The sequence below is a fragment of the Paenibacillus sp. lzh-N1 genome (assembly GCF_002872435.1).
GTDB classification, from domain to species: domain Bacteria; phylum Bacillota; class Bacilli; order Paenibacillales; family Paenibacillaceae; genus Paenibacillus; species Paenibacillus polymyxa_C.
In genome coordinates this window covers 2,944,228-2,956,473 of sequence record NZ_CP025696.1, presented here as the reverse complement: position 1 = coordinate 2,956,473, position 12,246 = coordinate 2,944,228, and the positions used below count along the sequence as shown (strand labels likewise).

10 protein-coding genes are annotated in these 12,246 nt (G+C 45.2%); 2 read left to right on the top strand and 8 right to left on the bottom strand.

The genetic code is table 11. The features are described from left to right. Positions 1–72: 72 nt before the first annotated feature. Genes C0638_RS13455 through C0638_RS13440 form a run of 4 tightly spaced genes read right to left on the bottom strand, consistent with a single transcriptional unit; the run spans position 73 to position 4,236 of the window. Positions 73–1,011, bottom strand: coding sequence for a DUF4340 domain-containing protein (locus C0638_RS13455; RefSeq protein ID WP_040102981.1), 939 nt, complete (start codon positions 1,009–1,011; stop codon positions 73–75). Next, the gene (locus C0638_RS13450; RefSeq protein ID WP_025675296.1) at positions 1,008–2,399 is read right to left on the bottom strand and encodes a GldG family protein; all 1,392 of its coding nucleotides are present in this window, start codon (positions 2,397–2,399) and stop codon (positions 1,008–1,010) included. The genes C0638_RS13455 and C0638_RS13450 overlap by 4 nt, the downstream gene beginning before the upstream one ends. A 5-nt stretch (positions 2,400–2,404) precedes the next feature. Then, positions 2,405–3,127 carry an ABC transporter permease gene (locus tag C0638_RS13445; RefSeq protein ID WP_013372800.1) on the bottom strand — a complete coding sequence of 241 codons (723 nt, stop codon included), beginning with the start codon at positions 3,125–3,127 and terminating at the stop codon, positions 2,405–2,407. Then, positions 3,124–4,236: an ABC transporter ATP-binding protein gene (locus tag C0638_RS13440; protein WP_058712483.1), complete on the bottom strand. Its 1,113-nt coding sequence runs from the start codon at positions 4,234–4,236 to the stop codon at positions 3,124–3,126. The genes C0638_RS13445 and C0638_RS13440 overlap by 4 nt, the downstream gene beginning before the upstream one ends. Before the next feature lie 726 nt (positions 4,237–4,962). On the opposite strand from C0638_RS13440, the gene C0638_RS13430 reads away from it, so the two are divergent. After that, positions 4,963–6,057, top strand: a complete 1,095-nt coding sequence (locus C0638_RS13430; protein WP_040102980.1) for a glycosyltransferase family 4 protein — start codon at positions 4,963–4,965, stop codon at positions 6,055–6,057. 123 nt (positions 6,058–6,180) lie between these two features. On the opposite strand, the gene C0638_RS13425 is transcribed toward C0638_RS13430, so the two are convergent. Both C0638_RS13425 and C0638_RS13420 read right to left on the bottom strand, forming a co-directional pair. Beyond that, positions 6,181–8,034 carry a beta-glucoside-specific PTS transporter subunit IIABC gene (locus tag C0638_RS13425; protein WP_058712485.1) on the bottom strand — a complete coding sequence of 618 codons (1,854 nt, stop codon included), beginning with the start codon at positions 8,032–8,034 and terminating at the stop codon, positions 6,181–6,183. Positions 8,035–8,109: 75 nt separating this feature from the next. Then, positions 8,110–9,390 (bottom strand): glycoside hydrolase family 140 protein, encoded by a 1,281-nt coding sequence (locus C0638_RS13420; protein ID WP_058712486.1) that lies wholly within the window; start codon positions 9,388–9,390, stop codon positions 8,110–8,112. A gap of 215 nt (positions 9,391–9,605) precedes the next feature. Here C0638_RS13420 and C0638_RS13415 point away from each other — a divergent pair, with 215 nt between their 5' ends. Beyond that, positions 9,606–10,637, top strand: coding sequence for a LacI family DNA-binding transcriptional regulator (locus tag C0638_RS13415; protein WP_058712000.1), 1,032 nt, complete (start codon positions 9,606–9,608; stop codon positions 10,635–10,637). A gap of 74 nt (positions 10,638–10,711) precedes the next feature. Here the strand turns inward: C0638_RS13415 and C0638_RS13410 are convergent, their stop codons facing one another. Together C0638_RS13410 and C0638_RS13405 are read right to left on the bottom strand one after the other, a co-directional pair. Beyond that, positions 10,712–11,620, bottom strand: coding sequence for an NAD(P)/FAD-dependent oxidoreductase (locus C0638_RS13410; RefSeq protein ID WP_102163550.1), 909 nt, complete (start codon positions 11,618–11,620; stop codon positions 10,712–10,714). A gap of 110 nt (positions 11,621–11,730) precedes the next feature. Next, positions 11,731–12,129, bottom strand: coding sequence for an Rrf2 family transcriptional regulator (locus C0638_RS13405; RefSeq protein WP_013372810.1), 399 nt, complete (start codon positions 12,127–12,129; stop codon positions 11,731–11,733). Positions 12,130–12,246: the final 117 nt, after the last annotated feature.

The following is a 12,246-nucleotide window of genomic DNA, read 5'->3' as shown; positions in this document are numbered from 1 at the left end:
AACACAAAGAAGCTCCACACGACGATTATTCGCCGTTGGAGCCTCTTTGTTCAGCTATTATAAATGTAATGATTATTGGCTAGCCTTAGCCTGGTCATGACCACTCTGTTCAGCACGGTTCACATCAGATGCGGACAGGCCATAAGCCCAGTTGCTTTGTGGCGGTACAACCCACACGGTATCTGGATCATCGTTAAGTGTCCAGCCCTGATAGACCAGCTGGGAATCTTCCTTGCCCAGCGATATGCTCAGCGTAAAGCGGTGAACAGGCTTGTTCAGCTCGGAGGCTTTGCGCAAGGCCTGACTGCTAGCCAGGTTCTTGATTTGCTGTGAGAGGGAAGTTGCCGTATCACCGGCTACTGACTTGCCGTTTAGCGTCCAAGATGCGGAAGCACTATCTCCAGTTCCACTGTTACCGGAGGATCGGAGCATCCATGAGGCATTCTGGCCTTCCCACTCTATTCCGCTCAGCTTGGTATCATCCCAATCAAACGGCGTTGTATCTGTAAAATCATCAGCACCCAGCAGCAAACCCGAAAGTGTATCTATAGGTACGGAAGCTATCTCTTTTTGGTCTGATAGTACATAGACAGCATCTCCGGAAGGCAGCGTTTCACCGAAGGCAAAGGTACGAACGTCACCCTTCTTGGTCTTAATCTCAATCTGGTCATTGGTAGCGCTAATTCCATATTTGGCTACGTCTGTGGGGGATGATTCCACGACACCACCCATCTTTACATTTTGAATCGCAGCTAGCCAATTGTCTATTGTATATTGATTTAACGGGTAAGATCGTGGCTTACTCATGCTCCATTTGCCATCACGTTGATTAAGTTCCACTGACTTGCCGTCCTTTCCAGTGATCGCAAAAGACGTAATATCTCCTTGCGTAAGCTGAACGAGCTGGCGAGCCGCCGGGGCTTGTTCACGAAAGAAGTTTTGGCTCTTGGCATAGATTATACCCGCTCCCAATACAACTAGCAGCAGCACTGTGGGTATCCATTTTCTCATGCACTTTTTCGCCTCCACCATAATAAGATTCCGATCACCGCGAACAGCAGCGGCAATCCGACGACAGATATGGCCAATACCGTTTTCGCTTGTGCAGCAGTTAAATAAGCTACCTTAAAATCCTGCTCCTGACGAGGACGAATAGTGAGTCCATCAGAGTGTTCCTGCACATAATTCAAGCTATTCAGCACAAAGTCTCGATTCCCTCCTGTGCTGATCTCCGTGTCGCTTAGAAGGGCTGACGTTCCGAGAATAACCGCTTTGGGCTTGCCGTCTTTCCCTTCTACCGCGTAACCGAGATCAAGCGGACCCTGTGGGTCCTTGTCATCCTTCTGCGTTTCATTGTTCAGCAGTCCCTGGATATTCGTTTCGCCATAGCTTGCTGCAGAAGATTTCATCAATAGCGTCGTCTTCCAATCCTTCTGCTCTCCTGCCTGCAAAGCAATAGACAGCGAAAGAACAGGATATAGATTAGAGGCCGCCAGTTTATCAGTAATCGCATGACTGCCAAAGGTAGGAACCGTCCATAGAGGGCCCAGCGTATTCGTCTGTTCCTGATCCACCACGATAGCATGAGTATCTTTCACTCCATAATCAGCCGCTAATGCGTCAAGATTTTTCCAGTTGGACCCCATGTTCGGGTGAAATCCTAACGCCATAAAAAGCTTTCCACCATCATTCAGATACGTACGAATACTTTTCAATTCCGTCGCGCTAATATCCCGCTCTGGTCCAACAATAGCCAGTACAGACGCATCTTTGGGCACACTACCCGCTTGATTAAGCTGAACTTCCTCTGTTTTCACATTATCTTGCGCCAATGAGCTGCTTAATTCGGTCATTTGGGACAAAGGAATTTCCTCATGCCCTGTCAGAAAAACCACTTTTCCTTGACGGGTAGATGACAATGCCAGCAGTCCACTAGTCAGCTTTTCTTCCCCTGTAAATTGGTATGCCCCTTCACCACTCCCCTGGGCTTGCGTAAATAGGCTTCCAATATCTATAACCCGCTTTTTCTCTCCCTGCACCAGCACAATGGAGGCTGCAGTAACACTATACTGCTTAGCCAGTATCGGTTCCTGATTCAAATCGTATTGCTCGACTTTGAGCTTCTTGTTACGCTTGGCATATTCATTCAGCATATCCGTAACATCCCGGTTCAGCTTCTGATTCTGCGAAGTAGATACGGTAAAGGCAATTAATCGTACGTCTTCCTTTACACCCTGAATGGTCGTCAACGTCTGATCAGACAGCGTATACTGCTTGCCTGCCGTCAGATCCAGTTGAAAGCCTCCCAGCGAGCGCAGAAATAACGTCAATAGAATAAAAATACCTACAGCAGCAATTGATAGTACCATACTATTGGTATGACCCAGCCATTTTTTCATATTCATTACCTCCACCGTTTCCGTTCAACCACTTGGATGCTAAAAAGCAAAAAGAGCGCAGCCACCGTCACGTAGTACAATACATCGGCTCCATTCAGCAATCCTTTGGTGAAACTATCAAACCGTGCAGTTAGTGAAAAAGGTTCCAACCACTGCTGCAGCGCCGCAGATGCGCCCGTTTGTCCACCAAACGAATCCAGCATCCAGAACACGAGTAGAAGAATAAAACTGACGACCGCTGACATCATCTGATGCTGTGAAAGCGTTGATGCGAACAAGCCGATTGCCATCATGGCTGCGCCAAGCATAAACAGGCCGATCACGGATGTAAATACCAGCGTCCAATCCAGCGTCCCATAAAAGGACATCACGACCGGATACGCCAGGCTGCACAGTACCAGTATGAGCAACATGCCTAGCGATGCCAAAAATTTACCCATCATGATTTCCGTTACACTCACAGGTGAGGTAAGCAGCAGCTCATCCGTACCCTGCCTGAATTCCTCTGCAACCAGCCGCATCGTGAGTAATGGGACAACAAACACCAGCATGGACAATGTATCACCGAGTACCAGCCGATAGTCCAAAATACTAGGCTGATACATCACAAAGTTCGTGTAAAATAGTAACCCCGTCAGCAGCATGTACACCGCAAGCGCAAAATACGTCGTTGGGGTCCATAGATAGGCTTGCAGCTCCTTTTGACAGACTGCGAACAAACGCCTCATGACCGATTACCTCCTGTATCCTTGTCTTCTTCAACCTTGTTATCGCTGGCCGAGGCTTCTCCATGATCCGCCGTGATGACCTTTGCTTCATTCTTAGAGGTATGTAGATCATGAACCGCTGGATCGCCGCCCTGACCTTCTTCCGTCTCGCGAGTCGTTAACTGCTGGAAGATATTTTCCAAGCTTAGGTTTTCTTTTTTCATTTCCAAAATCGGAAGCTTCGCATCCGACAGCACAAAAAACAGCTCTTCGCGAAAATCCTCATCGGAAGCTCCTGTAAGCAACAATTCGGTCAAATTCTGCTCTGTGGCAGTCAGCTTCGTATTCACTGATGGCAGAGTAGGCGCCAAAGATTCAACTTGTACTTTTCCCCAAGCTCGTATAACATCCATTACCTGCTCACGCTTGCCTTTGACCTCCAGTTTCACCTTGAATCCGTCTTCCATCGAACCGCCGAGCGCGTCAGGACGCCCGTCCATGACCAGTTTCCCTTCGTGAATGATCAGCACCCGATTGCACAAAGCATCCACCTCGGGCAAAATATGCGTGCTGAGCAATACTGTATGATTTTCACCAATCTCCTGAATGAGCTGACGAATCTCTAAAATCTGATTGGGGTCTAAACCCGAGGTCGGTTCATCCAACACTAATAAATCCGGATTATGAATAATTGCACCTGCCAGCCCCAGACGCTGTTTGTACCCTTTGGACAAGCTACGGACCAATTGTTTTTCACGTCCATTCAGGCCCAGCCGGGAAATCATCTCCGAAATACGCAGCTTCTGCTCTCTCACAGGCACGTCCCGAATACTAGCTACAAACTTTAAGTAGGATCTTACAGACATATCCCCATACAAAGGGGGCGTCTCCGGCAGATAACCGATTTTGGAACGAGCCTGTCTCCCTTTATCCTGAATCGGGATACCATCAATCGTAATTACTCCCTCGTTTGGCTGAAGATATCCTGTAATCATGCGCATCGTGGTCGTTTTACCCGCACCATTTGGCCCCAAGAAACCAACAATTTCACCGCGCTGCATTTCAAAATCCAACTTATGTACGCCCCGGTTGCCCTCATACCACTTGCTCACCTGCTGCACTTTGAGCACATGTTTCACCCTTTCTTTGTTCGTAATCTTCTCCCTGCTGTTCCTCTCCCCCAAAATGTTGCATGGGAAGCAGGCAGTAGCGAAGCGGAGGATTTGAAGCTAGAGAAGCGATAGCGTTCGCCTTTGCTGTAGGATTCTTACCTATAAATATCTCATCTAATCCAAAAAGAATCCTACAGCAACAGCGATCGGAAGCTCAAACCCTTCGCGAAGCGGTCTCCTCGCACTTCATGCTACACTTTTAATTTCTAATGATAATCCCCCACATATAGCTTCAGCTTAACATCACTTAAATAGAAGCTTAAAATAATGTGTCTAAAATGTGAACATAAAATGCTACATCTAATATCATTACGTCTACCGTTGGGTACGCCCGGTTCATAAGGTATTGAATATATTGTGGAAGGTGAAGAACACAGCATCCGATTAGACCAGCTCCGCTTGTATCATGCCCGTTGGGACGAGTGCATCGCTACGATGCAACAGCATCTTGCCATGCCGCAGGCGCGCTGGGCCGATAAACGCAGTGCACTATATGATCTTGAAGCCCTCGCTTGCTACGAGTTGGGTCTAATGCACAAAGCATGTGAGTTTGCGAAAGAAGCAACAGAGCGCTCCCCGGAAGATTCTCGCCTCAGCCATAATTATGCGCTGATTCGAGCCAGGCTTCCGTAGAAACCCACACCCCGTCCTGTAGGTTGAATAACTTGGTATAAGAGCTTGTGGTTGGCAAAGGAGGTTTTTGATATCAAAGTTCTATTTACTTTTTATATACCGAGCGGTGGCGTGGAAACCTTGAACCGTCAACGCTGTAGAGCGCTCATTCAGGACGGGATTGAATGTCATCTTCTCTATTATCGGCAGGGTACAGGGATGCAAAACCTGCACGGCGATATTCCGGTTTTCATGACTTCCTCTGAAGAAGAAATTCGAAATCTGGTGGAATCTCATCGGTACGATGCAATTATTGTCTCTTCGGACTATCCTATGCTCCCCAGACTGCGAATGTTGGGCTACCAAGGGATACTAATCTATGAATCACAGGGCTTTGGCACTCACGAAGAAGCAGCAAGGATTGTCGCAGATGCCGTTCCGTATCTTCATAATCATGCCAATGCGGTACTTCTACCGGAAACAACTCACCTCGTACAGCTATTTTCCAGCATATGTCCATGGCTTAATCGTTTTGTATTCCCAAATGTTCTGGATACTAACGTATTTAATTATGTACCTAACACTCCCCCGGCTAATCCGGTCATTGCATGGGTTGGGCGATTGGAGCCCAATAAAAATTGGAGGCATTTTGTCGACATCTCTTACTGGATGCTAAAAAATCGTGCCGATCTTCGGATTTGGATGTTCTATGATGACACTTTGTCTCAGCCAGAGGATAAAATACAATTCGAGGACATGCTTGCTCAGCTTGGTATGTCCTCGATTATCGAGCGTCTTAAAAGCGTACCTCATGCTAAAATGCCTTTGTATTATTCCATGATTGGCGACTCAGGCGGGTATCTGCTCTCGACTTCGCTGGTGGAAGGATTCGGCTATGCGGTAGCTGAGGCGATGGCCTGTCGTTGTCCGGTGTTAAGCTCTGATTCAGACGGGGTACGAGCATTCATTGATCACAATGAAACCGGTAAATTTTATCAGCAGGGAGACATTTTACAGGCGGTACTGCAAGGACTGGAACTGATGAACAACGTACCTCATCGCGAATCTATCCGCCAGAAGGGGCGAACACGGATCGTTAACCTGTTGGCGCCGGATAAATATGTGCGCTCCTTCAGACAGATGATGAACTCGTTGGGGGTATGGTAACCTGTTATTGTAGTACATGCTGCAAAATCTGTTTCCATATTCAAAAAAGCTGACGACAACCCTATTTTTACACAGGGTTATCGTCAGCTTGATGAGTTATCTCTCTATTATTGTATTGGGATTCTATCTGATCCTCAATAAGCGATCTCCTACATGAATATCCTTAGATTCTTCAGCTAAGATATCTGTGTACACCGCAGTATTGGTTACAATAACAGAGGTGGTGAGATCATAACCTTCATCCACTATAGCTTTTGGATCAAATTCAACCAGCTTGTCCCCTTTTCGAATCGTATCTCCTTCAGACACAAAAGAAGTGAAATGTTTTCCTTTCAAGCTGACCGTATTAATTCCAATGTGAATGAGCAGTTCAACTCCATCCTCAGAGATCAGTCCAATCGCATGTTTTGTTTTGAAAACGGTAACAACAGTTCCGTTAAAAGGTGCGTAAGCTACTCCTTCTAGGGGGATAATCGCGGCTCCCTGACCCATCGAACCACTGGAGAAAGCCTCATCTTTCACTGCGGTCAAACGAATCAATTCACCGTTTAAAGGACTGAATACCGTTTTTTCTTCCTCTTTGCTTTCATTTGCAATTTTAATATCAGGCGAAGGTTTTGCATTTTTATAGCCGAAAAGATAGGTCAGTATAAATCCGACTACAAAAGCTACAACCAAAGATATGATAAAGCCTATGAAGCCTGTATCTATCCCCTTTGGATTAATGAATAAAGGTATACCAAAAATCCCGCCTGAAGCAAATCCATATGCTGTTGAGCCGAGTAAGCCCGCTACAGCTCCTCCTATACCCCCAGCGATCGAGGCTAAAATAAACGGTTTTTTGGTAGGTAGCGTAACTCCGTAAATAGCTGGTTCCGTAACCCCCATCAAACCCGCGATTGTGGCAGAAGTGGCAATGGGTTTTAATTTAGGGTCCCGTGATTTCAAAGCAATGGCAAAAGCCGCACCTGTTTGCGCAAACGTAGTACAGAACAGCATACCGTTAATCGGATCAAACCCGTTCGTAACTACATTATTCAGGAGAATCGGAATGAACGCCCAATGCAAGCCGAAGATAATAATGCCCTGCCAGAACCCGGCCAGAATGAGACCAGCTATAGCCGGACTTAACTGGTAAATCCACATGGAGCCTTTGGCTAACCCATCGCTGATTATAGTTGCTATCGGCCCGACAACCAGAAAAACAATCGGTGATATAATGACCAAGGTCAGAAAAGGCACAATGAACATTTTAATGGAAGCAGGTGCATACTTACTTATAAATTTTTCAACCTTAGCTGCCAAGAACGCCCCAATAATGATAGGTATAACAGAAGAAGTATAATTAATCAGAACGACAGGTATGGTCAAAAACGACAGTGCCGTTTTATCCGTAAAGGCGGAAGTCATGGTTGGGTACACCAAGGCGGCCCCTAAAACAGCAGACAGATACGGGTTTCCTCCGAATTTTTTACCTGCTGAAAACCCTAGAATAACCGGAAAGAAATAAAACATAGCATCTGCTGTTGCATATAAAATTTTATACGTACCCATCTGATCAGTCATCCAGCCCAGAGATGTGCATAAGGCCAACAGTCCTTTTAAAATCCCGACAGCGGCGAGCACGCCAACAACGGGCATAAACACACCTGAGATTACATCGACAAATCGACTGAACAGGCTCACTTTTTCATTCTTTTGATCGTCTTCAGCCGCCTGGTCTCCAGGCTTTACTCCCATCGTATCCAAAAGAGCCTCGTATACTTTGGGAACCTCATTCCCGATCACCACCTGGAATTGTCCGCCACTTTCCACGACGGTAATAACACCGTCAATCTGTTTGATTTTTTCTTTATCTGGCAATTGATTATCCTTCAGTTTGAATCTCAAACGAGTGACACAGTGAATGACACTGTTCACATTGTCGTTTCCCCCCACCGATCTAAGCACTTCTTTGGCTGTCTTTTGGTAATCCATCATGATCACTCCTACTTGGATGCGTTATCTACTTTTCTACTCCACCTGTTGCCTTACTCCTATTCTTTTCCTGTTTTATTTCGTTCCGATGATCACAACATCACTTTCAAAACCATGCATATCAATGACAGATTGATTAGCCTGGACATCTACCTCCGTTTGGGCAAATCGTCTCTCCGCTAAATCAATGGTTGTAAACTTGTAGTCCTGCACATTCATACTTAGCCGCACCTTCGTGTTAACCGGGATATACAAGACGATGGTATTCTCGTTCCCCGCAGCTCTGATCTCCTCTGTCTTGTTTAAAACAATATCCAGCGGCTTTATGCCGATCAGATTGTACATTTCAAATAAATATTTAATAAAGGAATAATCCCATGCGCCCTCAAAACGCAGTGCCGTTCTCCAATCATAGGGACTATCAAAGCCCTCTCCTTCTACAATTCCGAACTTCTTGCCTTTTTTATGCCAGCTCCAAATGCCATGCGCTCCATAGGTAATTCCCGCTCCCCCGCCTGCGAGTAGACTTTGCCATGCTGCTTTTCTAGCATCCAGTGCGGTGTATCTACCATACACATTGCGGCTGTAACTGATCTGTTCATAGCAAGGTTCTCCATTGATGACGGGACGGATCTCCGGCTTGTGGTAAAAATGCTGGGCAATCTCGTGGGCGACATGCTGAAACTGAGAATTATGTCCTGATTGATACATATAAAATCCAAGACCCTTGTGTTGCTCAAAAGCTTCAGGAATTTCCCTCAATCTTCCTTGGATATGCAGTGCAGTTAGGCTTGCCGGGCTTAATTGCTGTACCGTTTCCAGCGCCTTCAAATAGTATGCATTAGCACGTTCTGTAGGAAAATCAGTATCCCCGCTGATCAAATAAACAGGCTCGAAGCGGGAATAGCGGTTTACAACATAAGTTACATAGCTTTCAACGCAATCCAGCGGCATTTTATTGCCCTTCTGGAACATTTCAGCCCATGTATCCGGTACATAATTACACCACAGAAGTACCAAGGCTGGAATAAAGCCGCGCTCTACAGCCATCTGGATCATGACTTCTGCCCGGTCAAAATAGGCTACGCTTAATGTGTGATAGTCGAAATCTCCATTTTCCAGTAATGCAAACGGTTGTAGATTCAGGTCTGATTCGCTGGCATCCCATTGCCGGAGCATGTTGATTTGCAAAACGTTGAATCCCTGCATCTTTCGATAGTCCAGGTAATCGCTCCACTCTTCAATCGTGGCGTTGGTAAATACGCTCCAGACGGTATCTGCCAAGTAAAAGAAAGGCTTGTCCTTTTCCACAAAACTTCTTTGATTTTTAGCAATACTTAAACTCAAATAAATCACCCTTTCGCTCATAAACAAAACTAAACTAATGTATAATTTTATACGATATCGAATAAAATAAACTAAATAAAGCGTTCACAATTGAATATTAACATTATGTATCTGAAAAGGTCAACTCATTTTATGCGGCATTTGTTTAGTTTAATTTATAAACTAAACTTTATTATATAATCATGATATAATTTATATAGTTTAGTCCAATGGGAGGTTCCATGTTGAAAATAGATGATATTGCAAAGCTTGCCGGTGTTTCAAAATCAGCCGTCTCTTTAGCATTTAATAACAAACCCGGTGTTAGCGAAGAAACCAAAGAGCATATTTTAAGAATTGCCCACGAGCATGGATATAGACCACGTACCATGAAGTCAAATAAGGAATTTACGAAGAGTCACCATGTCATTCGTTTTGTTGCATGCAAAAATACAGGCATCGTGACCGAGCAATACGAATCACTTCCATTTTTCAATGAATTGATCCATCATGTTACCAATCAAGTGAGAGAACATGGCAATACTTTGATTTTTTCATCATTTGATAGCCATAGCCTGGAGGCAGAGCTGTCTGCTCTGGAAAAGGACCAGCCTTCTTCAGGTATACTTCTGCTGGGCACCAATCTAACTGCCGAGATTATTCATTCCTTACAATCTATTCATTCCAATATCGTAGTTTTGGATACCTGCTTTGAACACGTTGATGCCAGTTTTGTATCTATTAATAACTATCTTGGAGGGTACCAGGCAGGCCAATATTTAATCCAGTCCGGTCACAGAAATATAGGATACGTACAATCCAGTACCAGAATTCTTAACTTTACAAAACGAAAAGAGGGGTTCATGGCTGCTTTAGAGGAGCACAATCTTGCCATAGATCACGGGCTTACATTCGATATGCATCCGATGCTTGTAATGTCACAGGAATCATTTAAAACAGCTATTCATGAACTGAATGAGCTGCCTTCAGCCCTATTTTGTGAGAATGATTATATGGCAATCAGTGCTATTAAAACGTTTCAGGAAATGAACATTCGAGTGCCTGAACAAATTTCTGTCATGGGGTTTGATAATATTCATGAAGCCAAGGTCATTAGCCCGGAACTCACAACCATTCATGTGAAAAAGGATATTTTGGCCCGAACGGCTGTTAATTTGCTGATGGAAAGACTTAATCACAATCAGGAGCATCATACTCAGGTTCTCGTGAATACAGAGGTTATTGAAAGAAGGTCTTGTATAGACGCAGAATTATAATCAAGTGAATAGAAAAAGGCCGCCTATATGGCGGCCTTTTCCAGCATCCGATTCACATCGAACATTTCAAATGCTCAACACTCGTTGAAATCTTCCTCTGTCAAATCCAGATTTACGCTCGCAGCAGTTCGACTGCCGTCGGCCGCAGCAAAAATCAACTGAGAAGGCATGAAGTACGAAGAATCCCCGGCAGCATATACACCAGGTATGGAGGTTCTCCCCGCTCCATCCGTTTGGATCCCGCCCGACTCTGTCCTTTCACAGCCCAAACGTTCTCCAAACGGTGTACTTTGTACAAATTGGGGGGTCACAAAGCCGCCGACTCTCGGGACTTGAGTGCCGTCCGTAAAGGACGCATACTCCAGCTGCCCGTGGTGACCGATGAACGCTGCAACAGGCTGCTCCATGACCACGACTCCTTTAGATTGAAGTCGTTCTTTTTGCTCGTCCGACAAGAATGCCTGACCGTTCGTGCAGACAAGCAAATCCTTACTCCAGTTCAGGAGCAGTTTGGCTGTATGATATATAGCTGGCGACTCAGAGACGAGGACAAGCGGTTGATCCCGTAGCTCCCAGCCATCGCAATAAGGGCAATTAAACAAACTTTTCCCGTAGAACGTATAAAAACCTTCGATCTCAGGGAATACCTCCTTTACGCCCGTCGCCAGTATCAATTTTCGCGCTTGAACACGAAGGCCTGAAGAATCAAACACCTCGAATATGGATTCTTTTTTCGTAACCGAAATAACCTCGGTTGGCAGATGATGGACAGACGGATAACGTAGTACTTCCTCATAAGCTACACGGCGGAACTCGGCCGGCGTTACGCCGTCTCTCGTAATGAAACCGTGCGACGCATGCGTAACCGCATTTCTGGGTCGGTTATTATCGATCAAAGCCACACTTCTCCTTGCCCTGCCAAGCACAAGGGCTGCATTCAATCCGGCGGGCCCTCCGCCAATAATAGCGCAATCGTACAACATACATTCAGCTCCTTTTCAAAGATATTAAAGACTCTTTATATCTATAATAAAAACAAAAAAACACTTCATATCACTGACAACCACCCTCTTTCTATATCTAGCCGTTACCTTTATATTTGCGCTTGCTTTTGCGCCAAATCGACCAATTTTGTATTTTTAAGATGGCTCTCCATTTTCTCCTCCGCTTCCCTCATTACAGCTTGAATCAGACATTCTGATCCATGGACAAAATCACATTCAAACAAAGAATTCGTCCCTTCAATCGCATGAATGATATCCAAAAAGGTAATATCGTCTTTATTGCGGGATAAGCGATAGCCTCCATTGGCTCCAGAGACCGATTCGATCATCCCCGCCTTCACAAGCCTCGTCAAAATTTTTGAAAGATACGTAGGTGAGACTTGTTGCGCTTCGGCCAATTGCTGAACACCTATAGGCTTCACCGACGAATCCGTAACAAGCATAAGCATGGTATGCAGAGCATAATTGGTTGCTTTGGTAAATTTCATAACTACACCTCAATCACAGACTTATTGTATCTATAATATCTTTGAATATACTGGGGTGTCAAGATCATAGGTGATTTGTGCTGTGGTTAGTTCTTCTTTTGGTTACGCTCTAAGCAT

What these genes read in the sequence shown, in the direction of transcription:
- C0638_RS13455 (WP_040102981.1), bottom strand. Translation starts at nt 1,011, where the DNA reads ATGAGAAAATGGATACCCACAGTGCTGCTGCTAGTTGTATTGGGAGCG.
- C0638_RS13450 (WP_025675296.1), bottom strand. Translation starts at nt 2,399, where the DNA reads ATGAAAAAATGGCTGGGTCATACCAATAGTATGGTACTATCAATTGCT.
- C0638_RS13445 (WP_013372800.1), bottom strand. Translation starts at nt 3,127, where the DNA reads ATGAGGCGTTTGTTCGCAGTCTGTCAAAAGGAGCTGCAAGCCTATCTA.
- C0638_RS13425 (WP_058712485.1), bottom strand. Translation starts at nt 8,034, where the DNA reads ATGGATTACCAAAAGACAGCCAAAGAAGTGCTTAGATCGGTGGGGGGA.
- C0638_RS13410 (WP_102163550.1), bottom strand. Translation starts at nt 11,620, where the DNA reads ATGTTGTACGATTGCGCTATTATTGGCGGAGGGCCCGCCGGATTGAAT.
- C0638_RS13405 (WP_013372810.1), bottom strand. Translation starts at nt 12,129, where the DNA reads ATGAAATTTACCAAAGCAACCAATTATGCTCTGCATACCATGCTTATG.